The sequence below is a fragment of the Candidatus Berkiella cookevillensis genome (genome assembly GCF_001431315.2).
GTDB lineage: Bacteria > Pseudomonadota > Gammaproteobacteria > Berkiellales > Berkiellaceae > Berkiella_A > Berkiella_A cookevillensis.
The window spans coordinates 2,289,924-2,315,705 of record NZ_LKHV02000001.1; the positions used below are offsets into that span (position 1 = coordinate 2,289,924).

General features: G+C 37.3%; 24 protein-coding genes. 6 read left to right on the plus strand and 18 right to left on the minus strand.

Features of this window, described 5'->3' with window-relative positions; translation table 11 throughout:
- Positions 1 to 86 precede the first annotated feature (86 nt).
- Positions 87 to 1,070, plus strand: coding sequence for an endonuclease/exonuclease/phosphatase family protein (locus tag CC99x_RS09505; protein WP_057624994.1), 984 nt, complete (start codon positions 87 to 89; stop codon positions 1,068 to 1,070).
- A gap of 48 nt (positions 1,071 to 1,118) precedes the next feature.
- Here the strand turns inward: CC99x_RS09505 and CC99x_RS09510 are convergent, their stop codons facing one another.
- From CC99x_RS09510 to CC99x_RS09560, 11 genes are all read right to left on the minus strand, one after another.
- Positions 1,119 to 2,498 carry a TIGR03016 family PEP-CTERM system-associated outer membrane protein gene (locus tag CC99x_RS09510; RefSeq protein WP_057624993.1) on the minus strand — a complete coding sequence of 460 codons (1,380 nt, stop codon included), beginning with the start codon at positions 2,496 to 2,498 and terminating at the stop codon, positions 1,119 to 1,121.
- 186 nt (positions 2,499 to 2,684) lie between these two features.
- On the minus strand, positions 2,685 to 3,494 hold the full coding sequence (locus CC99x_RS09515; protein ID WP_057624992.1) for a P-loop NTPase family protein: 810 nt from the start codon (positions 3,492 to 3,494) through the stop codon (positions 2,685 to 2,687).
- Positions 3,495 to 3,506: 12 nt separating this feature from the next.
- Complete coding sequence (locus CC99x_RS09520; RefSeq protein WP_057624991.1) at positions 3,507 to 5,066, minus strand: XrtA system polysaccharide chain length determinant; 1,560 nt, start codon at positions 5,064 to 5,066, stop codon at positions 3,507 to 3,509.
- The gene (locus tag CC99x_RS09525) at positions 5,066 to 5,695 is read right to left on the minus strand and encodes an XrtA/PEP-CTERM system exopolysaccharide export protein (protein WP_057624990.1); all 630 of its coding nucleotides are present in this window, start codon (positions 5,693 to 5,695) and stop codon (positions 5,066 to 5,068) included. Before CC99x_RS09525 ends, CC99x_RS09520 begins: the two co-directional genes overlap by 1 nt.
- Before the next feature lie 18 nt (positions 5,696 to 5,713).
- The gene (prsR, locus tag CC99x_RS09530) at positions 5,714 to 7,120 is read right to left on the minus strand and encodes a PEP-CTERM-box response regulator transcription factor (protein WP_305790518.1); all 1,407 of its coding nucleotides are present in this window, start codon (positions 7,118 to 7,120) and stop codon (positions 5,714 to 5,716) included.
- Positions 7,121 to 7,125: 5 nt separating this feature from the next.
- The gene (gene prsK / locus CC99x_RS09535) at positions 7,126 to 9,240 is read right to left on the minus strand and encodes an XrtA/PEP-CTERM system histidine kinase PrsK (protein WP_057624989.1); all 2,115 of its coding nucleotides are present in this window, start codon (positions 9,238 to 9,240) and stop codon (positions 7,126 to 7,128) included.
- A 19-nt stretch (positions 9,241 to 9,259) separates the two neighbouring features.
- The gene (locus tag CC99x_RS09540; protein WP_057624988.1) at positions 9,260 to 10,663 is read right to left on the minus strand and encodes a TIGR03013 family XrtA/PEP-CTERM system glycosyltransferase; all 1,404 of its coding nucleotides are present in this window, start codon (positions 10,661 to 10,663) and stop codon (positions 9,260 to 9,262) included.
- An 83-nt stretch (positions 10,664 to 10,746) separates the two neighbouring features.
- On the minus strand, positions 10,747 to 12,324 hold the full coding sequence (locus CC99x_RS09545; RefSeq protein ID WP_057624987.1) for a methyltransferase regulatory domain-containing protein: 1,578 nt from the start codon (positions 12,322 to 12,324) through the stop codon (positions 10,747 to 10,749).
- A 205-nt stretch (positions 12,325 to 12,529) separates the two neighbouring features.
- Entirely contained in the window at positions 12,530 to 12,667 is a 138-nt protein-coding gene (locus CC99x_RS09550) for a hypothetical protein (protein WP_259596574.1), read from the minus strand.
- Positions 12,668 to 12,678: 11 nt separating this feature from the next.
- Positions 12,679 to 13,353: a transposase gene (locus CC99x_RS09555; protein ID WP_057625119.1), complete on the minus strand. Its 675-nt coding sequence runs from the start codon at positions 13,351 to 13,353 to the stop codon at positions 12,679 to 12,681.
- A 60-nt stretch (positions 13,354 to 13,413) separates the two neighbouring features.
- Positions 13,414 to 13,848: a hypothetical protein gene (locus CC99x_RS09560; protein WP_259596678.1), complete on the minus strand. Its 435-nt coding sequence runs from the start codon at positions 13,846 to 13,848 to the stop codon at positions 13,414 to 13,416.
- 278 nt (positions 13,849 to 14,126) lie between these two features.
- Here CC99x_RS09560 and CC99x_RS09565 point away from each other — a divergent pair, with 278 nt between their 5' ends.
- Positions 14,127 to 16,091 carry a hypothetical protein gene (locus CC99x_RS09565; RefSeq protein WP_057624838.1) on the plus strand — a complete coding sequence of 655 codons (1,965 nt, stop codon included), beginning with the start codon at positions 14,127 to 14,129 and terminating at the stop codon, positions 16,089 to 16,091.
- Positions 16,092 to 16,237: 146 nt separating this feature from the next.
- On the opposite strand, the gene CC99x_RS09570 is transcribed toward CC99x_RS09565, so the two are convergent.
- The 3 genes from CC99x_RS09570 to CC99x_RS09580 all read right to left on the minus strand — a co-directional run bounded on the left by CC99x_RS09570 (position 16,238) and on the right by CC99x_RS09580 (position 18,527).
- Entirely contained in the window at positions 16,238 to 17,254 is a 1,017-nt protein-coding gene (locus CC99x_RS09570; protein WP_057624839.1) for a hypothetical protein, read from the minus strand.
- A gap of 111 nt (positions 17,255 to 17,365) precedes the next feature.
- Positions 17,366 to 17,812, minus strand: coding sequence for a hypothetical protein (locus CC99x_RS09575; RefSeq protein ID WP_057624841.1), 447 nt, complete (start codon positions 17,810 to 17,812; stop codon positions 17,366 to 17,368).
- A gap of 151 nt (positions 17,813 to 17,963) precedes the next feature.
- Positions 17,964 to 18,527, minus strand: coding sequence for an AAA family ATPase (locus CC99x_RS09580; RefSeq protein WP_057624844.1), 564 nt, complete (start codon positions 18,525 to 18,527; stop codon positions 17,964 to 17,966).
- Between the two features lie 126 nt (positions 18,528 to 18,653).
- Between CC99x_RS09580 and CC99x_RS09585 the strand changes: the two genes are divergently transcribed.
- Positions 18,654 to 19,229 carry a glucosaminidase domain-containing protein gene (locus CC99x_RS09585; RefSeq protein WP_057624846.1) on the plus strand — a complete coding sequence of 192 codons (576 nt, stop codon included), beginning with the start codon at positions 18,654 to 18,656 and terminating at the stop codon, positions 19,227 to 19,229.
- A 66-nt stretch (positions 19,230 to 19,295) separates the two neighbouring features.
- Here CC99x_RS09585 and corA read toward each other — a convergent pair whose 3' ends face one another.
- From corA to CC99x_RS09605, 4 genes are read right to left on the minus strand one after another with little or no spacing between them, the layout of a single operon-like run.
- A complete protein-coding gene (corA, locus tag CC99x_RS09590) occupies positions 19,296 to 20,270 on the minus strand; it encodes a magnesium/cobalt transporter CorA (protein ID WP_057624848.1) in 975 nt (324 codons plus the stop codon).
- A 30-nt stretch (positions 20,271 to 20,300) separates the two neighbouring features.
- The gene (locus CC99x_RS09595; RefSeq protein ID WP_057624851.1) at positions 20,301 to 21,263 is read right to left on the minus strand and encodes a phosphotransferase; all 963 of its coding nucleotides are present in this window, start codon (positions 21,261 to 21,263) and stop codon (positions 20,301 to 20,303) included.
- Positions 21,263 to 23,044, minus strand: coding sequence for an ABC transporter ATP-binding protein (locus tag CC99x_RS09600; protein ID WP_057624854.1), 1,782 nt, complete (start codon positions 23,042 to 23,044; stop codon positions 21,263 to 21,265). The genes CC99x_RS09595 and CC99x_RS09600 overlap by 1 nt, the downstream gene beginning before the upstream one ends.
- Positions 23,045 to 23,048: 4 nt before the next feature.
- A complete protein-coding gene (locus tag CC99x_RS09605) occupies positions 23,049 to 24,104 on the minus strand; it encodes an SGNH/GDSL hydrolase family protein (RefSeq protein WP_057624856.1) in 1,056 nt (351 codons plus the stop codon).
- Between CC99x_RS09605 and CC99x_RS09610 the strand changes: the two genes are divergently transcribed.
- Genes CC99x_RS09610 through CC99x_RS09620 form a run of 3 tightly spaced genes read left to right on the plus strand, consistent with a single transcriptional unit; the run spans position 24,103 to position 25,777 of the window.
- A complete protein-coding gene (locus CC99x_RS09610; protein WP_057624858.1) occupies positions 24,103 to 24,531 on the plus strand; it encodes a YraN family protein in 429 nt (142 codons plus the stop codon). The genes CC99x_RS09605 and CC99x_RS09610 overlap by 2 nt on opposite strands.
- Before the next feature lie 53 nt (positions 24,532 to 24,584).
- Entirely contained in the window at positions 24,585 to 25,181 is a 597-nt protein-coding gene (locus CC99x_RS09615; RefSeq protein WP_057624859.1) for a phosphoheptose isomerase, read from the plus strand.
- The gene (locus tag CC99x_RS09620) at positions 25,169 to 25,777 is read left to right on the plus strand and encodes a BON domain-containing protein (RefSeq protein WP_057624860.1); all 609 of its coding nucleotides are present in this window, start codon (positions 25,169 to 25,171) and stop codon (positions 25,775 to 25,777) included. The genes CC99x_RS09615 and CC99x_RS09620 overlap by 13 nt, the downstream gene beginning before the upstream one ends.
- The last annotated feature ends 5 nt before the right edge of the window (positions 25,778 to 25,782 follow it).

Below are 25,782 nucleotides of genomic sequence, written 5' to 3' on the forward strand. Positions count from 1 at the left end.
TTTATAGACTTTATGGTTTGTTAACTGATATAATTAACACTTTTTTAGTGCATATACTTTAAATCATTTTAAATACGCAGGATATTATGGGCAAAGACACTATTCCTTATGAAATTAAAACCAAACCACTATTTACGCATGCCCTAAAACCTGTGAAATTTATCAAATCTTGGCTAAGCTGGTTTGGAAATTGGAAATCTGCATCATCACCCCCAATTAAATTGCCCTCTCCTGAACAGCTCAAGGTACTGAGTTATAACCTATGGGGAGCACCACAAGATGCCAAGAATCCATATTTTCAATTTAAACAAAGATCACAAGCGGTTTTAAAGCTCATTAGCACCATCGATGCTGATGTGATCTGCTTGCAAGAAGTCTCTAGAGATTGGGCCGATAAATTACTTGCAGATCCGTTTATTCGGAAAAATTTTTATTCAACAGATTTTAATACAGATAGAGTACACAGCTATTTTGGTCTTAGCCAAATTACACTGTCGAAATTCCCAATTATCTCTGCAACTGCATATGGGTTACCCGGATACGAAATATATTCTCTATTGAATACTCAGATACAGTTTGGTACACAGACAATATCTGTTAATAATGTACATTTGCATTCTGGTAAAGAACATTCAAGCTTCCGTATCGCACAACTAGAAACGATATTTAATATTCTAACCTCTCAAGAACAAAGTGATAGCACTCTCATTGCAGGAGACTTTAATTTTGGAGATAATTGGGATGAAAACAGTGTACTCGATTCAGCACCAATGCCATTAACTGACATTTGGAAGCATCTCAAAGACAACGATCCAGGATACACTGAAGATTCTCATATAAATATAATGCGCTTTAATCTAAAAGGTTGTCATAAACAAGAACGATTTGATCGTATTTTAGTACAAAGCAATACAATGGATGCAACTGATATTAAATTGATTGGTCAAGCCCCAATCGATCCAGATGCGCAGATTTGGCCTTCTGATCATTTTGGCTTATTGGCACGTTTTGATATCCATTCAAGAAAAGAGGTGATTAGCTCCAATAGTTCATCTTCTAAGTCAAGATAGTAAAAGCAATGAAAATGAGAGACACTTTAAAATGGGTTAACTGCCTTGTTAACCTCCATAACGAAAACCGATGGAGGCTAAATTCTCGCCTGTCTTGCGAAAATAATTGTCGGAATGATTTAAAAAATACTGATAAGAGCCACTTAAAGACAAACTTCTTGCCAACTGCCAACTCATCCCCATCGCCATCACATAGCGCTGATCTTGTTCTTGATTAAAATAACGTTGATACACATCAGAGGCTTTTGCAGAAATATGTATGTTTCGTCTAAACTCATAATCAGCAGAGAAACTAACACCTTTGCCTTTCTCTTCCGAGGAGGAAGCTAAGACTATATTCTTATTTTGAAATGCATTCACTGAAAATTGCACTCTCTCTAAATTGTAACGATAAACTGCATCTAAAGTTTTGCTAATCAAAATTTGGTTTATTTGTGTTGGTGTAAATTGAGAGGGAGAGAAAACAATATTATTCAAATTACCTCGGGGTGAAAAATCGATTTGTTGCCGAGCACGTGTCGTAATCTCTTCACCGTAATCAAGGCTAAAGCTTTGACGCTTTCTATACCATGAAGCATTGACAATGCTACTATCACCAAAAGAGCGATGACCTTTTTGAATGGTAATTTGTGTGCGCTTATTGGGAAAATACTGAAAACCTGCATACCAAAGATAGCCATCTAAAGATTGCTGTATGCCACGTAGGTTTTGATTATCTTCATAGCCAACACGGAAAAGCGCAATCAATCGTCTTGAAATTTCATACTGCATTAATCCATTCAGTGTTAATGTTTTTAATGTCAAATCATAAGATTGCGCTGTCTCTCTGTATTGATATTGAAAACTGGAACTTAAGCGTTGAACATGCGTACCCATCCAAGCCCCCCCCTCTGCAAGCCAATCATTGACGTGCGATAGGTTTGATGAGGGATAATGTGTTTGGCCATATTTTATTTTCAAATCACTACGAATCTTTTGACCAAACGAATATCTAAAATCAGGGCCTAACTGAAAACTACCAACATCTGATCGATTATCGCCACTTTGCATGCCGCTAAATGCTTGGTTTTCTGGATAAAGTACCTGCTGCGTATAAATGCCATCCATCGAAAAATCCATATGCTTTCTAGATATTTGACGCTCATAATGCAAACTACCACGGTGATATATTTTATCGGCGTGGCTTTTGTTCCAATAACCTAAACCTTGCAATAAATACTCCGCATCCATATGGCTACGAGGCGATTCTGCTTGCAATAAGAGTGCTGGCATTACCTCTAGAATCCATTCTGATTTTTTCATACTGCGTGGCATTAACTTTACATTATCAGAATAATACTGAGAAACTGAAATCTCAGGACTCAAATGATAATAAGCCGATGTATTTACAGAAAAAAAGCTAATAAAACTGAGTAATAATATACCCACAATAGATGATTCTTCGGTTAGGTGGCAAGCGTTCGAGCAATAGGCGTGTATACAAAATACATGACGATTGTGAGATTCGCGAAGCCAACAACACCGACATTGTGCCCCTTTGCGGGTAAGATTCATCTGTAAAGGGCATATTCGAGTTCTCAAAATATTAAGGCTCATTAACTGACAATCTAGCGATTATGTAAGAGATTGAGGAAATAAAGAGGCATGACTTGCAACAATACCCGCTATTTTATCCATAGGCATTGCTTGCAAGCTTTGTTTTAATACACTTTGCGGAGTCTTTAAAATGTTATTAACAAAAATAATACGATCACAATACTGAGATAATATTTTACTTGCTGGATCGACATACGATGGAGGGGCATCAATGATCACAAAAATTCTTGGACACATGTTTTGTATTTGGCTAAAAAATTCATGCATATGAACGCTATCAAAGTACTCTGAACGACAAGGATTCAAACGACCATGCGGAATAAAATAGAGCTGTGGTACAGGTAAAGTATGAATAATGTTGGTAAGCACGTGCTTATTTTCCAAAAAATCCATTAATCCTGGCAAAGCATCTGCCTTAAGCTGCGCACTTAGGCTATTAGCACCACCACAAGCATCCACAATAATTGCTTGATATTCTCGCTCAAGTGAAAAATTAGTCGCTAAATTAAAAGCAGTTGTTGATACTCCCTCAGAAGCGATACTACTGGTCACCATAAAGACATGCGAGCGCTTCTCCTGTTGAGATTTATTTTCAGGCAAAAGTAATTTTTTTATCTTACGATAATGCATCGTCAACTGGCCACTATGAAAAGGTGGCGCAACCAAAGCTGCATTATTTTCAAAGAATGCAGCCCAATTTTTCTTTAGTGTATTAGGCTTAAAATCGTCTTCTGTTCCAACAACTATTTTTCCCTTTAATGCTTCATGATTTTTTACATCACTTTGGGCTAGCATTTCTGTATTTTTATTTTTTTTGAAAATTGACATAGTTGTATCTACTTAAAACCTAGGCCCTATTTGATAATAATATAAAACCACTAAGCACAATGCGGTTAAAAACAAGAGTGCTGAACAACTGCAAACTGTCCATATTGTCCGATATCTGTATAGCAAATGGCTTGACGCGTGTGATGCAATAATAGGGATCTGCTCTAGCACAGGTAACCCTGTAAAGGATTCCAAATTCATTTTATGTAATGCCGCTGGATTTAATTGTGAACGTGCAAAGGCAACACCAAGGCCAGTAAACACACCTATCAAAAGCATCGCTAAGCCATACAATATTCTATTGGGTCCCGCGGGTTCCAAAGGCACAAAAGGCGGATCAATGATTCTGAACTTAATAATCTGTTGCGTATCATCCATTTCTTCGGCTAATTTAGCGGCTTCTCGTTTTTCAAGCAAAGATTGATATTTCTGTTTATGGGTTAAATAGTCTCTATTTAAACTGGCAAACTCCATCTCTGACTTAATAACAGCATCTATTTTCTGACGCATGTCGTTACTTATTGCCTCAAGCTCTCTGACAGCTGCTTGCACAGATGCTACTTCAGCATGGGCCTCATTGAATGCAATTCTCATCTGTTGGTATACTGGATTCTGGCTCAAAGAATCAAAGGCATCGCCGAGTAAATCAGTCTCTTCAATTTTACTAAGACTTATCTTTATTTCCTCAATTTCTTTTTTAAGATTCTTAACATCAGGGTGATTTTCGGTGTAGCGTGTTAAAAGTAAAATTTCTTGTGCTTCAAGTTGGTTCAATTTTTGTGCCAATGGGTGATTTTTTAGAGGATTTCGATGGCTTACAGAAAGGCCAAAGATAGGCTCTTCACCGTCAATTTGTTTCTGAATAGCATCTCTGCGCTTGATGGCGACTTCTAATTTCATCTTTGTATTTTCAAGCGTGCTCATTGTTGTCTGCAAGCGTTCATAATAAGTCTTATCTTCTCTTGGCAAAGTGCCAAGATGCTCACGCTTAAAATTTGCCAAACGCATTTCTGCCAAAACCAATTGTTCTTCGTAAGCACCAATCTGCTCATCTAAAAATTTTTGGGCTTGCATTGTATCTGTGCGTGTATTACTTAAAGTGGATTCTTGAAATAAATTCAAGATAGATTGCACAACCAATTTAGCCTTATCACGACTATGATGCTCATAACGAATGACAAATAAATTAGTAGCACCTTCTCGCTTTAATTTTATTTCATGCAATAATTTATCAAGCAATACTTCTTTGTCATGTCTGGATTTTACATTCAAATCTAAATCTGACATTTGAGCAATTTTTTCTAAATTAGGTCGGTTAAAAATAGTGCGTGCAACTTGACTGATTCTTTCATTTGAATCAGTACTGACAGATAAATCTTTCATCAATGGTTTGATGAGTGATTGTGTATCAATATAAACACGTGCAATAGACTGATAGTGATTTGGTAAATTAGCAATCACTGACCAGCCTATTAATACAACAATCCAAGCGCTAATCACAGCATACCAGCGATACAACCAAATACCGATTAAATAATTTTTTGCTTTATCTAATAGCAACGATAGATCCATTAAAAAAACGCCTCAGGAATTATAAGTACATCGCCAGGCAATACTAATGCATTTGCTTTAATATCTCCCTCTCTCAACAAATCATCTAAACGTGCGCGATATGATTTTTCTACATTATTCTGTTTTCTAACCAATGTTGCACGATTGCCATCTGCAAAATCTGTCAGACCACCCACAATAATCATAACATCCAATATCGTCATACCAGAACGATAAGGTATTGCCTGCGGTTGAGAAGCCTCACCGACAACCCTGATATTATCTTCATAAGTTCCCACAAAATTAGAAACCATAACTGTCACAATAGGATCTTTTAAATAATGCGAAAGTGCTTGTTCAAGATCATGAGCAAGCTGTGTAGGTGTTTTATGCGCAGCTGCAATATCCTCAATAAGTGGAATGCTTATTTTGCCATCCGGTCTTACGAGTACAGACAATGAAAATTCCGGATTCTTCCATACAGATATTTGTATGGAATCTCCTGGGCCAATATGATATTGCGTATCAGGTAAGGCATTGATAGGTACTTTTTCCAACAAAGGCAAACTTGAGTGGCATCCCAACAAAGCAATGAAACACAAAGCAATAATAATAAATAATCGCATAAATAATCTTTTTTTAAACTTCATTTCAAACTCATTTAGGTTTTATGTAAACCTTTCACATTGTGAACTTCCTTCCATTGCTGTGTATTCTTTTTCTTTGATATCCAATTTTTCCATCAAATTATAAAGTGTTGGCCTTGTAACCCCCAAAATAACAGCTGCTTTAGATACATTGCCTTGACTAAAATTTAAAGCACGTTGTATCGCTTGTTTCTCTGCCTCATGCTTTATGGCCTTTAAATTGAAAGCCATATCAGGTGCATCTGTGGCAGCAAAATCAAGATCTTCCTCTTTTATTTCATTGCCTTCCGCCATAATTACTGCGCGTTTAACACGATTTTCCAATTCTCGCACATTACCAGGCCAAGCATATTGCAATAAAAGCTTAAGCGATTGATGAGAAAAGCGTTTTGTTGTTTTCTTAAAGCTTTCGCTATATTTACTCATAAACATTTTTGCAAGCAGCAAGATATCTTCTTCCCGCTCTCGTAAAGGCGGGATCGTGATTGTCACTTCAGCTAAACGATAATATAAATCTTCTCTAAATTGATTCGTTGCGATCAGCTCTTTTAAATCTTGATGCGTGGCGCAAATAACACGAACATCTACAGCAATCGACTCTCTGCCCCCCAATCGTTCAATTTGTCTTTCTTGTAAAAATCTCAGCAATTTAGGCTGTAATTGAATCGGCAGATCACCTATTTCATCCAAGAAAAGTGTTCCTTCATTCGCTAATTCAATCTTACCCTTGGTTTGTTTATGTGCGCCTGTAAAAGCGCCTTTTTCATAACCAAATAATTCGCTTTCTAATAGATTTTCTGGGATTGCAGCACAATTAATTGCAATAAATGGCCCTTTCATCCGAGGGCTTAAATGGTGGATCCCTTTAGCAAGTACCTCTTTACCAGTACCACTCTCTCCTGCTAACAATGTCGTAACGTTATTAGGAGCAATTTTTTCGATCATTTTACAAACAGAAGTCATTGGTTTACTGGCTGTCAGCATCCCTGGGATCTGTGTTGTCACTGAATGCTCGAATATTTTCTTTCTTTCTACTTCTAAAGCTTGAAGATAAAAAGCACGTGTTACAATAAGATGTAAGTTTTCAGGCTCAATTGGCTTAACATAAAAATCATAAGCACCACGCCCAATTGCCTCTATTGCAATTTTTTTATCGCTTTGCCCTGTCACCATAATGACTTTAGTTAAGGGGGCTAATTGCAATATCTCACTTAATGTTTGCATTCCTTCTTCATAACTATCTGCTTTAGGTGGTAAACCTAAGTCTAATGTCACGACAGCAGGTTCAAAACGTCTTAATTGTTTAATCGCATCGTGTCTATTTTCAGCCTGCACCACTTCAAACTCATCAAAAGCCCAGACCAGCTGTTCTCGAATGCCTGCATCGTCATCGACTACTAATAAGCAAGGTTTATCATTCACTGGCATTTTCCTTAATTTGCTATATCGCTTACTTTTTCAATCTGTTCAATGATATCTGACTCACGATAGATGATGTTACTTTGTTGAACAACATGTAGTATCGGAAATTCTATACAGAATTGCGTGCCAAGCCCTTCTTGCGAAGTTGCTTGTATACGCCCTTTTTGATTCTCAACATAAGTTTTTGCTTGAAACACACCAATTCCCATGCCTTTTTTACCTTTGGTGGATACAAAAGGCTTAAATAAATGGCTTCTCATAAAATCCTGTGACATACCTTTACCTGTATCTATCACTTTAATCATTACTTTTCTATCTTGAATAGAAATCTCTATACTCACTGTACCTTCATGGGAGGTTGCTTGTTGCGCATTTTCTACCAAATGAGTAAGAATATTAACAAATTGGCTATAGTCCCCTATTATTTCAACCTCATCAAAATCACACTGCCAAGATAAAGAAGGGATAGGAAAATCTTTGCTGCGTATTTCAAGTACTTCTGCTAATGCTTTTCTCAAAGCAATTGTTTCAGAAATCTCTTGTGTGGGCACATTAATCTGCTTAAGAAGTTTATCAAATTTTAGGTTTAGATGATCGATGGTTTGATATACGCTTGCAATGAATTTAGGATTATCACCATGCTTTTCTTTGTTTCTACTCATCAAAATCAACTGAGCCGCAATATTCTTAAGATCATGGGCAATAAAAGTAGAAACTTGATTAAACGCTTCAAATTGCTTTGCAACCATTAAGTCTTTAGCAGCTTGTGCCTGAACCAAAGTAACGGCTAATTGTCTTCCCACCATCATCAAAACATCTTGTACTTCCCAATTAATAGAAAAAGATGTTCGTGGAAATCCTAAAACAATTAAATAAGCACAGTGATCCAAATATTTTAAAGGAACCATTAACCATATCCATGACTGCTCACGCATGGCCTCTGGCAATATAATGGCATCAGTGCTGAGATCGAGGGGTTTATTCAGTTGATCTAAGATAGCAGCAAAGGCAGGATCTTGTATCTCCAAACCTTGCTCAGGAAGTGCAATATTCCATCCTTCAATTAAAGAAAACTGATTATTTTTCCCTTTCTCAAATAGCCATCCTTTAGGACTCTCTACTAAATCCGCTATCATCTTTATCACAAGCTGATTTCTATTTTGATGCTCATTTTCAGATAATATATTAGAGATATTTAACCATTGCTGACGATAATCATAACGTAATCTAAATAAATTTTTAGCAAATAATTGTGAAATGAAGGCACGCACACGACCAGAAGTTAATAGCAATGCCAATACAAGCAAGCTACTCGAGAGAAACAAAACTTGTAATGCTTTTCCCCAATTGCCCCCAAATTGCCGAATACCATAACCAACAGATGCCATAATCAATAAATATACACCACACCCTACAAAGGCAGCGCTACTAAAAATAAGTTTACGAGATGGCGCCAATGGGTAATGCCAATTTTGATTACGAAAAACACCAATGGTGATAAAAGGAGCAATGAGTGCGCAAACAGCGCCCCTCATTTCCCACATAGTTGGATTAATTTGACTGAGTAATAACGCATTTGCAAATAGATAAAAATCATAGCAAAACATTAAGCCTAAACCGCAGGCAATAAACTGAATGCCCCCTCGACGTTCAGGCATTGTTCCCAAATAGAGCTGCTCAATCAAGGCCAAAGCAATAACGGACATTGAGATATTGCCAATAAAACTTAACTTAGCAAAACGATCCATCCACGCAGGATTGACTTCAATCTGTATTAAAACGGCATTAATGCTTAATATAGTAACCCATATTCCCATAAATATCTTAAAAAGCGAATGATTAAACCAACGCTTTCCTTCAATATTTTGTGTCAAAGCAATCAACTGAATCAGGCAAAAGCACCAACTCACATCTTGCAGTGCCTCCGTAAAGGCAACAATACCGTAATGTGGCAAAAATTCAGCAATATACAGGGACGCGAAAATGCACCACAAACTTGTAATAAAGGTGCTGATAATCAATAGTGGGATTTTTTCACGCGTGCTTCGATGAAAGCAGAGTAGTATCGTTGTCGTTAAAAATACAACAGCCCCAAAATTGTGACTGATAGAAGCTATCTGTGGCATAGATAAAAGAGCATCCTTGTTAGCGTGAGCCGCGCCTTAACAATACCACTTCGGCTGTTTGCAGTAAAATAACAAAGTCAAGAAACAAACTATTATTCTTCACATAATATAAGTCATATTGTAATTTTTCAAAAGCATCTTGTTCTGTGGCACCATAAGGATAACAAACTTGTGCCCAACCCGTAATGCCAGGTTTAACGGCATGCCGCTCTTGATAGTAGGGAATCGTCTTTTGCAGATTTTCAACAAATTCAGGACGCTCTGGCCTTGGACCTACAAAACTCATTTCTCCCCTGAAGACATTAATGATTTGAGGAAACTCATCAAATCGTAAACGACGTATGACATGGCCAACCCGAGTGATACGATTATCATTTTGCTGTGCCCATTGTGGAATGCCATTTTTTTCCGCATCCACTTTCATGCTGCGAAATTTAAGTAATTCAAAAATTTTACCATTCTCGCCAACACGTTTTTGCTTATAAAGCAAAGGCCCTTTACCCCTGTCTTCGACATAAATAGCAAAAGAGACCAATAGCATAATTGGCCAGAACAAAAACAATAGCCCTGCGCTGCACACCACATCAGAATAACGCTTTAAGCGTTTGCGCCATTTTCCTCTTTGAAAACCATCGGCAAAAATGAACCAACTGGGAGATATCCAATCAATTTTAATGATACCCGCTTCTCTTTCATAAAAAGTTACAATATCGTTTACTTCAATACCAAATAATTTACAACGTAATAAAGCGTTGGTAGGAAAACTTTCTTTTTTATTATCGACAGCGACGACAATTTCATCTGCTTTTACTCTTTTAGCAATCTCAAGTAAATTACTCTCTGTGGCCAACAACAGATTAGATCCTACTCCCTTTGTAATATCAACCAAAGGCACATATTCAACAATTTGAAATTGGCCATTGGCAAATTTCGATGCCGATTCTTTAAGGCTTGCTGCCTTTTCTCCAGAACCCAAGACCAAAACTCTGCGCTGTAAGGCTTGTGAAGATAAAGCTTGAAACATAAGCAACCGTGTAATCAAAACGCCTATAAAAGCAATAGAAATAACCGATAACCAAGCTTCTCTGCCCATATCCAATTCTGGCAATGTATAAGAAATTTGATGAATGAGAATCGTACCAATACCAACCCCCAACACCACCCTGGATATCATTTCTACACGCCCATTTTTCAGGCGTCGTTGATACAAACCTACAATAGATAAAGATATCAACATCACCGTAGCAAAAAAGATCGCTTCAGGTGCTAAGAGGTTGATGTAATCAAGCAATTCAAGCCAACTTACTCTTAAACCTGCCATCAATCCAAAATAAAGGGAAAAGATAAAAATAAATGCTTCTATTGTTGCGAGGACAATAAAGCGTGTTGCAACATACTGCCTAAATATCCGTATCGTACCCATAGGGTTGCATCCGTAAACCTAGGCTTAAAGCTAGGCACAAATTGAAGTTAGTAGAAAAACTATTACTATTTAAAAGTCTTCAATTAAGCATCTAACAATAAGGCATTCCCTGCAAATAAATTTAAAATTTCTTTAGATATATATTCACTGCGCCTATATATTTCTTCTTTTTCTTGTACAATGGAACCATCTTCTTTTAATAATGGTACTTTTTCAGCAATCAGTTTCTCGGCAAATGCACGTCCAATATGTTGTGGACTATGCGTACCATTGCATAATTTTAAAAGTACTTTTTCTACAGTGTTCAGCCTAACAACTTCATGTCGCTGATTGGTAACCAAACTAGAACGCAAGAGCTGGTGCTGTACTAAAGGCGTTGAACGCAGGGTTGTAGGTGGTTTTAATGCATAGTGTAAAGGCTCACATGACAGTGTAATAATGCCACCCAAAGCAAGACGCATCAAATTCAACTCCTGATTCAGCATGTGTTGAATTTTATTTCTGTCTTGAATTTTTGTTTCTCTGAGCAAAAGACTAATAAAATCCCCATAAAAAATAGGTTTTTTCTGCTGAGATAACAACCACATTGCAATTTTTGAAAAATGATTTTTAACGGTCAGTGTAATAAGGTTATTTTTAAAAGAAAGTGGTGCCTCATCGACAGAAAGCGCATTCTCATCACCTTCGACCACGCCTTCAAATTTCAGATGAAAATCCATGATCTGATCGGTTTGGAGATTGCGATTAAGCACAATAGATTCATGACACAATAAAGTTTGCCTAAATCGTTGATTACGAACAAAATCCATATATTGCCCTAAACGTACAATATCTGTAATTTTGCTGATCTCTTGAGAAATACCTGCCGGTAAATTTGCTGGAAACATATGAGAAATTTCAGTGTCTGACAAATAATTTAAACGATTTTGTTTTGCATGTTCAACAAATTCATAAAAATAAAGCGCATGATTTACATCTTCTAAATGATCGTGTAATAAATAATTGTCACTTTGCTTCGACAATAAATTAATTTCTGACTCTAAGAAATTTGAATAAGGCGTTTTCTGATCTTTGATACCCGCTAAAATAAATTTCAGAATAGAACGTGCTTGAGTTGCTTTTTCTTGTGGCGTGTTAAAACTTTGAACATGATATTTCATCATATCCCGAATACTTTTCACCATATTCCAACCAGGCAAAGTATTGTAACTCATAAATACAATGCCTTGTTCTGCTAAATTTTCTCGACAAATTTGCATGATTTTATTACGAATGGGTTCATCCACCCATGAGTAAATACCATGACAAATAATATAATCAAACTGCCCTTCACTCGCATGAAAATCCAAAATGGATTGATGTCTTAAATCAATATTTTTTAAGCCTAAGGATTGAACAACCTGTCGACCCTCTTCAATTTGTTTGATGGATAAATCGATACCCACACATTCATTCTCAGGCGCACCACATGCCATCGGAATAAGATTGCCACCACTGGCACACCCTAATTCAAGAATTCTGGCAGTAGCATAAGGTTTAGGTTTCAAACCAAATAAAGAACCTAGTGTATATAAATGGTTAGGATGTGTTTGCTTGTATGGAAAGCTTTCATACTGGGTAACATCATAAGAATAGGTATTTGAATCCATGGCTAACTCCATTTGTTCCTTCTAGGGAGGGATATGATTCATCGAAAGGATATGAAAGTCAATTAAGTACTCTGTCTTATTTTTCTTCTTTCTTGAGCATTTGAAACTTTCACTTTCATCGCAGCTAAAGATTGTAAAAATTACCATGCATCCTCACCTTCTAGGAAGATATAGCCACAGCTGTGTAATTAATACACGTATTGCCTCATAGCAAAACCTAACCCAAGGGGTCGTTCGTTGCCTCATAACTAAAGTAACCGAGAACATTTAATTCAAAGACTTTTATTTTGTTAAAAGCAGATAAAAAACAAACAGTAAGCTCGAGGCCGTTGCTGAATAGATATGCAATATTCATCTTTCTTCTCCTTAGAGTCGTTGCCTCACATTTGAACTAACTTTTATGTGCTTAAATATTTCAACCAATTTTGTTTCTATTATTTTCTTAAGTGTAAACGGATTAAGGGTTGCATGAATAGCCTGTAGTTTTTCTTTTGTGGTATCTGCAACAGAATCTGACTCTAATACCCGCTCATAAGGCGTTTTTGCAGGTTCATATTGTTTCTTGTATTTAGCGCCAATACGCTCTTTGCTTTTTAGCTTCATCGATGGCATGAAGTGATTTTGAAGCAGGCTCCATTCGTTTCGGTATAAATCATTCATCAAAACAACCGTTTTCTTTTTGTCTAGCCTGTCATACCCAAATAGGTTTCGCACATGCGTCCAATTTTTCTGTTCTACATGAGCATTATCATTCTTTTTATAGGGGCGTGAACGTGTAAACTGAACAGGCTTTTCTCTTTTAGTAAAATAATCATGTAATGCATGATTAATAAACTCACCGCCGTTATCACAATCAAACCCTAAAACCTCAAAGGGTAAAACCTTTTCTATATCACTGATACGTTCATAAACAAGGCCACCTTCTTTATTCCACATGGCTCGATTTTCTGTCCAACCTGTAAAAATATCTGTAACGGTTAGACTCCAAGCAAAACGACCAGCAACACTATCGCCACAGTGCGCAACAGTGTCTGCTTCCACATAACCTGGCCGTGTTATATCCCAATGACTAAATTGTATTTGTATATGAGATTTTAATAATCAGCCAGGTTTGGTTGTACAGCGTCCTTTAAGTTTGTTTGTCGCTCGTATAGGCTTTAGTAAGCGATCGATAGTAGCAGGGCTAATTGATAATAGCCGGTGCCTTATTTCAGGTGCTAGAGAGCCATAGGTTGACTCATAGCTTGGCAGCCAGAGTTTAATGATGGGTTTTAGCCTTTTGCCACAGGGTTGGTCGGCGGTAAACCAAATCTGCTTTAATGGCTCTAAGAGGGCGGGTTTATCATACACTGGTTTTAATCCCGCTCTCTTTTTTTCCTTAACTGGTTTCTTCTTTAGTAGCTGAATCGCATATTTTCTATTGTATCCACATACAGCACAAAACTCATTGAGTATTGCACTCTTTTTTGACCTATCAGCATTCACGTATCGCAACAAAATCGCTTGAAGATAGCTCTTTTTTTCTTGATACCCCATATGTGTAACCTCCCGTTCCCTGGTTACTTTTAATATGAGGCAACGAAGCCTACTTTGCGTTCATAGAGTTAGATTTAATTTGAGGCAATTCGATACAGTGATTGACGTTGATATACAGGGAACTATTTATATACCCCAAGGTCCTAAGCTATAGTCGCAGCACATGAATTCTAGCTGTAAGGGGCACAATGTCAGATAGACACTGAGCCCTGAATAATCTTCATTCCTAATGAAATACATGCGGATTGCAAGAAATAGCCATTAAAGAGGATAGTAATATGTCAAAGACAGGTCCCTCACAACCAACAGAATATTGTTTCGCGCAACAACGTGATTCAAGCTGTCACTTAATGCCCTTTATCAATTTACAAATACTAAATACACTGCGAACAGGAAAGGCTGAAGATTTAGACTTACATCAAAAGGGAAGTTGGCACACAAAACGTGCATGGTTGCCAGAAACCTTTAAACACACTAAGAGCTGGCAAAAAGCCATTACCGCTTTACACACAGTAGATGGTCCATTTTCTAAACGTCAAAAAAGACAACTTGCAGAAGGTATTCTAAATGGTCATATCTATAGAGCAGATGGCGTTCGCGTCGACAATACGTGGAATCCTATTACAAATTATGCAAATATGATGCTTTATCCCTATAATTTCACAGATGCAAATACACTTCCAGAGGATCTTGCTTGGCAACATTTTCACGCAGCTTTTAAAACGCTGCCTTTGTTTTGGAACGACGGTAAAGCACTTTGTTTTGATGAGGCGCAAAAAGATTATCTTGAACTAACAGAAGTCAATAATAGTGGAGATTGGGATATCGCACTTCCTATTATCTCTGGCACAAGCATGGCTAATCCCACTGTACTTGAACAAGACACACAAGACAATTCAAAGCTTAACCATTCACAAACAACAGAAAATACAATTAATTCTAGTATAGAAGGAATAGAAAATTCTGAAATATACTCACAAATCTATAGCTTAGCGGATGATTATTGGTCCAGCGTTGAAGAGAGTTATGATCGATTATTTCCCGCCACTGCTAGTAAAGTAGATCCAGGAACCCTTAGCCTTGACTATCAAAACAATCCTTATCATTCAACGACTACTCACCGATATTTCAAATTAAATCCTGCACAAAAGGCCCTATTAGACTTGCCTGAGAAAACGGTGTTGTTCTCTTCCTCTCCTTCTGTTTTAGGATTTGAGATGGCATTCAAATATCGCTATCTACCAGCAGAGTCCCAGGTACACTCATATTACATGTCTAATTTATGCCAACTTATATTATTTGGCATGGGATTAGACTCAAATAACAACCCCATTCAGGAAGGACATCCCGACTATGACGCTTTTATAGAATTCAGAGAGGCTATGTCAGAAGAAAAAGAGAATCCATGGAATTTTCAGTCTTTTGCAAAAGAGAATTTTTTAGAGTATCACATTACAGAAATGATTAAAGCAGATCCTAATTTAAGGAAGAAAATGGAAGAAACAGTATCTATATTCTTCCCTGCTTGGGAAAAATATCAAGAACTTGATCATTTATACGATGAAAATCATGTTTCTCTGAGAGACAAAAAGAAAGAGTTAATGGGAGAAGAACAATACTTAGCATATTGCTACGTCCAATCTGCTCGTTTTCTTTGGGGAGCCTCTGTCTCTCGAGCAGCATTTAATGCAATTTTAGAACTCAATCCAACTCTAGCACATTTATTAAGGTTACCCCTTGCGCCCGGTCCTAACCAAATCATTCGAAACGCACAAGTTAAAATAAATGGAAATTCTTTTTTAGATGTGTGGAAAGAAATTCAAGCAAATTTAGTCATTAATCCTAATATACCAAAAGATTTAGCCTCTTTTTCTGGCCACGGTATTGTCATGAGTGTACGAAATGATTTATTCGATGCACAAATGAAAGCCGGCGTGCAGAACCCCAAAATCATGAACCAATTAGGCTTTTCTATTATTGATTCTTATTATGGGGATCAACTACAACCCATGTATCGTCGTGCACAAGCCAATAAGACGCCACATGCAGCTTGCGATATACAAAAAATGACTACACCGGAAGTAGACACAACGATCTCTTTGTCAACAACCAAACCCTATAGTATCCGTGGCTCTCATATTTTGAAGGAAAATCCATCCGTCTCCGCACAAAATCAATCTGCCTCCTCAAAGAGCTTAGCCCACGAAAAAGATAGAAAATCAAATAAAAACCGAAAATTGTGAGGGAGAAAATCAGGACAGCCATAATTAAAAATCACTGATTCAAGTAATAATGCAATAGTTAAATAACAACAGTAGCAATTGCCACTATGATTGATAATGCTGGCTATGAATAATTTATAAAATGATTAACAAGATGAAATATTGAATTAAGCGACGTGTGTACTAGAATATAATTTCTTTACTTGGGTAATGCCTTTTAAAGCTTTCCTCCCCTCTTTAGCAAAATTTAACATTAAGATTTCACTGCCCACTGCATGAGAGAAGCTCTTGCTTAAATTTTTGACCAATGATATCCAGTTTTGAGGTTCAAACTGTAATCTGCTTAAAATGGGGGCTAGATGTTCAGGAATAGAGCCTGCTTCTTTATCATCTCGAATCACTCGACCTGTATAGTCTACAAGCTCTAAATAATCAACCAGTTTAAAATCAATGGCATGAGAATGATGCGTTGAAATGTTTGCAAAAGGTACTAAGAACTTGGGTTGTGCAAGATTATTATATATATCGGCTTTTTCACGCTTGAGCTGTTTGATGGATTTTGGCTTGTTGATTTTTAATTGCTTAGAAATATGCTGGATACGCTCATAAACAGAGGTAAATTCTGAATCTTCTGGTTTTTGAACAATACCTGCTCTGACTGGATTTAAATCAACATAGACCATTGCGCTTAAAAGAGCCCCTTCATCCAATAAAGCTTGGGATTTAAAACGCCCTTCCCAAAACCTCCCAGCGGTATCATCTTCTTCATTGACATCACGAGCAATTCGTTCATTTAAGCAACGCATAAACCAACTGATGCTTGTTAAACGCTCTTTCCAAAACTGAATTTTCTGTTTTAGGTGCTTATTTTTTTGAGCATCTTTGGGGAAAATAGAAGCCCAACGACGAATGATTTCTGCTTCTGACCATGCTTCAGCTTTTTTATCTTCAACATATAAAACAACATGATAATGGTTGCTCATGATGGCATAAGCACAGATTTTTATAGCAAAGATATCAGCTAAATATTTTAATCGATCAACAATCCATGCTTTACGATGCGAATAATCTTTTTGGGTTAGCTCATCAAAACCACACAAAAAGCTGCGGCGCACACATCGGTTCATGACGTGATAATACGGCGTTGCATTCAAATCAATTTGTTCTGAGCGAGCTAAAGTCATAACTTAAAAAATATCCCTATTACTGAAAGGAATTCTAGCTCAAAGATTTTGGGTAAAGCAACTTAATGTGGCTGTCCTGGATTTTGATATGCAAATATAAAGAGAAGAGTATTAGAGAGCATAGCGAAATTTAATACCATAGCCTCTCTCTGCATCATCACTCACATTGTTTGTACGCGGCAAAAATGCTTCATGCGTTTCGATGAGCTGCATTTGCTTATCACTCAAGGGGGCGAGTTTGAAGGTCCCTACTGTCACAGCAAGTTGATTGGTGACTTGCAATTCTGAGTATTTTCTCAAATTTTGAACATACTGCCTTATGTTGTGTGGCGACAGAAAAGAATGCTTTGGTCGTGTACTCTCAGGTGAACGATATAAAAAATCTCGATTATTTTTTACCTGATTTCGCTCAACCGCATCATATGAGTCTGCACTCTCTAAAAGTAGCGGCATCAACAATTTTAAATTTGGGAGACTGTGTATTTTACTAGTATTTGCATGAAGCATAGTTGTACAGCCTAATAATCCCAAAGGTATGATGATAATGCCGAGCCTCATTGATCTAATCCCTAAAATCTGAGTCTATGTTTTTAAGCTTAGAACAAGATTTTAGTTTATCAAGCAAGGTAACTTTATTCAGGCCTATGAAAAATTAAAGGCTGTAACTACTTACTCCTAGCCTGTCAAACTTAAGACTGGATAATATAGTTTAAGACAAAATATCAATCACACGATTAATAATAAACTTCGCTCTAGCAGAAGGTGTATCAAAAGGCACCTCTATCAAGTTATAACCTAAACCTCGATAGATGGATGAAACAGCTTCTCCAAAGTCACGAGCTTCCTCAAATGAGATGGTTCGCTCATCATCGATAGCATAAATATCTTTCCAGGCTGGTAATAAAAAAACGTTTGTATTGTATCGATAAACTTCTGAAGCTTTCATATCTGCACTATCATCCAACTCAAACAAACGTGCATACGCCACATTGTCAGGAATGCCACGATCAAAAAAGCAAGGGATCTGCTTATTGGCCATTTGCTCATAACGCAACAATGAGCGTGATAGCATTAATTCTTTAAATAACCGCTTATCTTTATCATAAACACCTGCCCCATCAATTGCACGTTGCTCTTTTAAAATCTCACGCGCTGGCTCATCTACACAGAAAAACCCAAGTGTTTTTAACTGCCGTACAATTGTTGATTTTCCGCCCCCCATTGCACCTGTGATGACAAATAATGGCTGGGCATTTTTTAGCGCTATCTTCATAGAAGGCCTCTTCTCAATATGTTAGTTGATATTCTTAATTTTTGACAATTGCTTCAAGAGCCGATATCATAGCCCCTCATTAAAAGTTATTATTAAAACTAAATTGGGTGTTAGAAGATTTACCGCATGATTTCACAAATAAAAAATAACTTCATTTATCCAATGCTTTTGACATTATGTTTGATAGTACCTACTGCCAGCATGGCAGCAGATCAGCCTACTGAAAAAACAAAATTTAATTCGGCAGCTGACTTTGCGCAAACTATTTACCCGCATGCAAAAGAAGCAGCAAAAGAACTGGGCATTGATCCAAAAGTACTCGTAGCCCAAGCGGCGCATGAAACAAACTGGGGTAAAAAGATCCCTAAATGTCGCGATGGCTCCAGTAGCTACAATATATTTGGCGTTAAATCCTCTCAAGGAACCTCACAAAAAAAGGTGATCACTAATACCAAAGAATATAGACGTGGCAAATTGGTGAAAGAAGTTGCTGGTTTTAGGGCTTATGATGGTTTTCAAGAATCCTTCTCAGATTACGTTGCTATGCTTAAAAGATGTGCGCGTTATCAAGCCGCTTTAGAAGCAGAAAGTCCCTATGATTTTTTAATTAACCTACAAAAATCAGGTTATGCAACCGATCCTTCCTATGCTAAAAAAATATTCTCTGTCTATCAAAGCAAAACCCTTAAATGCTTAGTATAAACACATAGACTGCTTGGTGTGGGCATTGCTGGTTCACACCAAACCTACACTACCTTTTAAAACTCACTATAACCATCGACGATATTTAAAATAGCAAAAAGGCAAGATGGCCGAAACAATCATCAAACCAATGGCAAATGGATAACCAAATAACCAATCAAGCTCAGGCATATATTTATAGTTCATACCATAAATACTAGCGATTAAGGTGGGTGGCAGGAAAACCACTGCGGCTACTGAGAATATTTTAATGATTGCATTTTGTTCAATGTTAATCAGACCTAAGGTTGCATCCAGCAATAAATTTACTTTGTTGGAAATGTAGGTAGCATGCTCTGATAATGAACTAATATCCTTTGCATAGGTATCTAACACCTCTTTATGTTTTGCTTTGTGCTCAGATCCAACCATTAATAAATAACTAAACACCCTAGAAAGACTAAGCAAACTTTCTCTAATTTTTCCATTTAGATCACCTTGTCTACCAATATTTTTTAATATATTTTGCAAGTCATTGTTTTTCTCTTCATCAAACCCATTATTTTGAAAAACAATATGTGAAGTTTCATCTAAATTTTTCCCTATCATTTCCAAGCTATCAGATAATCGATCAATAACTGCCTCCATCAATCCTAAGAATACCTGAAAACCATCTTCAATTTTAGAACTAGGGATACGGGATGCACGATTTAAAAATAAAGTAAAAGCTTTAGGATCAGAATATCTTAATGTAACAAGTACTTTATCTTTTACGATAAAGGTAACAGATTTGGTTTGTGGATTCTCTGAATCTGCTTGAGTGACTAAAGTCGTTGTGAGATAAATCGCCCCACCTTCAGCATAAAGTCGGCTGGAGGCTTCCAACTCTTGCATTTCCTTAGGCGTTGGCGCATCAATGCCTAATATTGCTTCTAAATTTCTTTCTTCTGCGGCATCAGGACTGATCATATCAAACCATATGATATCTTTCTTTGTCAGTGTAGAAAAATCTGCTTCACCCTCATACAATTTTCCATCTTTCTTTTTGTATGTTTTAATCATACTTACAGTCCTATTTTGTGGGTTGTCTTTTTAAGGTGCGTATTTCATAAATAATCTCAACGCTTCAGTAATTGTACCTTTATATTCACTGACTTTAATATTATCTTCATCTGTCTGTGCACACAATGTGATGCGATAGAAACTGATTGCGAATTTAATTGGATGGATGACCTTACTTAAATCATATACTTCTAATAACCTTTGATTTGATTCAAATCCAGTCCACATTTGCAAATAAGCATTTTTGAGCGCACTATCTATTTCACTATTCTCTGCAAAACCATGATTACGCCGAGCACTTTGTAAAAATGAATGTAACGAAAAAAATGGATGTGCAACCACAGCATCTGCCCAATCACTAATCGTGACACGCGCTTGTTGAAGCAAAAGATTATTGTCTTGAAAATCACAATGCTCTATTGTCTCAGGTATTTTATAGTACGCAAGTTGTTCACAAAGTTCACTAAACTGTGAATGTAATTTTTTCAAGTTATCAAGCTCAGTCATACTTAAGCCATCATTTAACAACCAAGCATCATGACTCAATAGCGTATGATAATGTTGCGGTAAGTACTGCAGCCGCCAATCAGGAATGCCCAGTGCAAAAAGTGCTTCAAGAGATTGGCTCGTTTCTTGCTGTATATTTGCATATGTAACCAGCCCTTGGATCGCAATATCTATGTCATAGTGTTGCATCAATATCGTGCGTAAGGTCGTCCCTGAGTCCTGCATCATAAAACAAAGCAAGGCTTCATTATAAGCAATCAATTTTGGCAACGCATGCAGCCCTCTACCCACAAGATAATGGATTAATTTTGCTTCAATCGCAAAAGGCGCCGTCATCTGTTTGATATAAATATACCCTTCTGACGTTAGGATTCGATACACCTTTGACCATAACATCAATCGAACCGGCTCTATAGAGCCAAGCAAGCTATAGCCTTTGCTTTTTAGTACTGTTTCACACCAAATAACAACTGCTTGGTGCTGCATTATTCAGCCCTCTCAGGAAAAGGCATATCTGGAATAAAACCACCTGCTTGCATTTCCCAGAGACATTTAAAATGCCCATCTGGTATTTTCAATAATGTTTCAAATGACCCATCTTCTATAATTTTTCCATTTTTGAAAAATAATATTCTATCCATCTCCGATAAAGTAGAGAGACGATGTGCAATCACAATGGTGGTTTTATTTTCCATCATGGCATGCAAACTTTCTTGAATATAGCGTTCTGTAACCGAATCTAAAGCGGATGTAGCCTCATCCAGTAGCAGGATAGGTGCATTTTTTAAAATTGCTCTTGCGATTGCAATACGTTGTTTTTGCCCACCAGATAATTTAATGCCACGCTCCCCTACTAAGGATTGATATCCCTCAGGTAATTGTTCAATAAATTCATGGCAATGTGCTTTTTTAGAAGCGGCAATAATTTCTTTTTCACTTGCCTCTAATCGCCCATATCGGATATTGTCAAAAACAGAACGATGAAAAAGCTCTGTATCTTGTGGAATGAATCCAATCTGATTGCGTAAACTATCTTTGCTCACCGTTTTAATATCTTGATCATCGATCAGAATACGTCCACTGTTTACATCATGCAATCGCAACAAGAGTTTCACAAAAGTTGATTTACCTCCCCCTGAATATCCCACCAATCCTACTTTTTGACCAGCAATAATTTCCACACTCAGTTCATTAAACAGTGAGCGATTGTCTGCATAGGTAAAATCTACTTTTTCAAATTTTATATTGCCTTGCTTGAGAATAAGAGGCACAGCATTGGGAAGCTCTTGGATTTCATGTGGTTCAGAAATAATGTTCAATGCTTGTTTACATTTTCCTACCTCTTTGGAAAAACGTATCATTTCTTTGCCAACGTTCCACACATTCATAATAATATAGCCGGATAGATTGAGCACTAATGCAAAGTCACCCACCGATACCCAGTTATGCAATCTTCCATATACTAAACCTACCATCATGGAAGCAGATAAAGTGGTCACCATAAGCCCTTGCACAAAGAAAGTTTTTAGCATATGCATTTGCAACTTTCGATCTTTATCGATTAATTTTATCGCTGCATCAGAAATGAGTGTTTTTTCATAGCGTGTATTAGAAAATATCTTTGCACTGATCATATTAGAAATACTATCAACCACATTGCCGCCCAGTTGATTATCTGTCTCTGATAATGCATAAGATAAAGCCTCAGAACGCTTGGAAAGCGTATATGAGATGCTCACAAAAAACACTGTCCATAACGACAATACAGCACAAAATATGGGGTGTACGGAGTACATGACAACCGAAGCAAGTATTGTAGCAATCGTCACAGGAATAAAATTAGTATTGGGGATCTGAATAATCGGCTCAATCCCTGAATACAGATCAAATATTTTCTTTGATAAATTACCAGAAAAATGCTGAGCAAAATAACGATGCGAATGCTTAGAAAGATATTCAAACATGGAGGTAACAATATCTGCTCTTATTTTCGGAAAAATTTTCAAACAGGTATAATCAAACATTCTAAAATTGAGATTAATGACAATGGACATACATGGATACAATATAGCTGGCAGTATAATGACCGCTAGCATTTGATCGGGAGAAGCCGCTGTACGGATCACACCATCAATCACCATTTTGAGAAGATAAGGGCTTAAAGAGAGTTCAATCGACCACACAATGGTCACGATGGCAAAAACAACCAACGCCCAACGATGAGATTTTAAAAAATACCACACGAATGATCTTAAATTTTTGGGCATATACTTAACCTGATTTCTCATTATCCTGGGGCTTTACCGCAAAAATATATTCAAGCTCGCGACTGATAATACGCGCAGCGAAGGCACTTCCTTTTGCTGTATAGTGATATGAATCATACATCATTTCTAAGTTTCTAGGGATTTGTTGTGCTAGATCAATCACTGTAATTTTATGCGCCAAACCAATCTCCCTGATAATATCGTTGAATCGATGATACAAGACATCATCCTCAACACGGTTTGCTTGCGTCATCAAGACAGGGACAATATTATTAATATTACATATTGCAATAAAGGTTTCTAAATTCCGCTTAAAAGCTTCTTCAATCTCGGCATTGCTTACCGCAGGATCATTCGGTGGATATTCAAAACGCGTAAACACATTTTTAGAGCTTTGTAAGTGGCTTTTAAGTGAAGTTTGATACCAATACGTTCCTTGCAAACGTAACATCACTAAATCATTAATATTGTGCATGAGCACAACAGCCTGAGGTTTCATTGCAAGTACTTTATTCAGTAAGATATTGATCGAATGCATGGACTCATTCGCGGAGACACCGCCATTATAACTATTGATTTTTAAACCTGTTGCTTTCTCTAAAGAGCGCCCTACCAAATAAGGAAAACGCTCTGTTTCTTCCATATACAAACATTCCGTTGTCGAGCCTCCCAGAAATACGATTTTTGCATCTGGCATCTCATGTATATGGCTTGGAGCAATGAAACCATCAGCATCTGTATTCAATGCATAGTATTTGCGCTCCAATACGCCAGGTATTTTTTGTACATAATGACGAGTGGGTCTTTCTTTCCGCTGCTGCAAAGGCGCATGCTCTCGCAATTTAATAAAACGCCCAATATTTTGATCAATCATGTTAGCAACGTAATATTGCTTAATCATCGTTTTGAGATTTTTTGCTTCAAACTCAGTATAACGATTATTAATACATTTAATGGAAAAAAGACCATACAATAATGCAAGAAGCACAGCTAAAATCACAAGGATAGATAGGGTAGGATGCTTTTCAAAAATATTTGATTTATGCTGTAGATCTTGCATGAATGGTAACTACGATATGTTCACAAAAGTTAACAAAGATAAACCCTTCTTTGCTAAAAAGCAAAGCAGTCTATCCAACACGAAACAAGTGGGTGATCTTGCCGAAAAAGTTGCGTTAGATTTCTTGATAAATAAAGGCTTAGGCTTATTACATCGACAGTTTCGCTGTGCCATGGGCGAATGTGATCTCATTATGAAAGAAGGCAAGGTGATTGTCTTCGTGGAGGTTCGCTATAAACAAAATACTTCTTTTTGTACCCCCGAGGAAACCATTCATCGTAATAAACAACGCAAGCTCATTCGAACCGCTGAGTTCTTTCTACAACGCTATCCTGACAGCGATTGCCGGATGGATGTCATCTCTATCTCAGGTAAACAACCAAATTTTAACATTGCCTGGATTCCTGATGCGTTTGGAGTAGAATGATGCGCTAAAGCATAAACATTTAACTTGTCAGAAATCCAAATATAAAAAAACCTATGCAAAACAAAATCAGACAATTATTCAACGATAGTATCGATACTAAGCTCGCCGCTTTAGATACCTTACCACCATCCATTGAAAATGCTGGAAAGCTATTGGTCGCTGCCTTACAGGATAAAGGCAAGATCTTAGTTTGTGGAAATGGTGGCTCTGCGGCAGATGCCCAACATTTCTCATCTGAGTTACTAAATAGATTTGACCGAGAGCGTCCCAGTTTAGCGGCAATCGCCTTAACAACAGATGCCTCTACGTTGACCTCTATTGCCAATGACTATCAATACCAAGAAATATTTTCTAAACAAGTAAAGGGATTAGGTCAACCTCAAGATGTGCTTATGGTGATCTCTACGAGTGGTAACTCAGAAAACATTACCAATGCCGTTTATGCAGCACATAGCAAAGGTATGCGTGTGGTTGCGCTCACTGGCCGAGATGGTGGTGAATTAACAAGAATTTTAAAAGGTCAAGATATTGAATTGCGAGTGCCTGGAACGAATACAGCACGTATTCAAGAAGTGCACATCTTGATAATCCATTGTCTCTGTGAATTAATCGATCATTTGTTATTTGGAACAGAATCATGCGTTGCTTAAAATATTCTCGCCTACTCAATTTAGCTAAAATGGCTTTACTCATTCCTGTAACACTCAGTGTGCTACAAGGTTGTGCAGCAGTTGTTGCAAGCTCAGCAGCCACAGGTGTTGCCGTGTCTCAAGACAGAAGAACCACAGGAACCATTGTGGATGACAAAGGCCTTGAATTAAAAGCCGTTCAATCTATTCATAATGCTCTGACCCAAGATGAGCAAAATACCAATGTCTCTGTTATTAGCTACAACAATAGAGTTCTGCTGATTGGTCAAGCGCCTTCTAACGAAGTCAGAAGTAGAGTAGAGGCAGCGGTTAAAGATGTTGCTAAGTTCAAACAGCTGCATAATGAAATTGTTATAGCAACACCAACCTCACTGATGACACGCTCTGCTGATAGTGTGATTACAACAAAAATTAAAAGCGCTATGTTACTTAACCGTGATCTCAATCCTGCGCGTGTGAAAGTGATCACTGAAGACAGCGTTGTTTATTTATTAGGTATTGTCACACCAGAAGAAGAGGAAATTGCAGTAGATATCGCTCGCAATACAAAGGGTGTAGCGAAAGTTGTTAAGATTTTCGAATACCAAAATCCCTAATACAA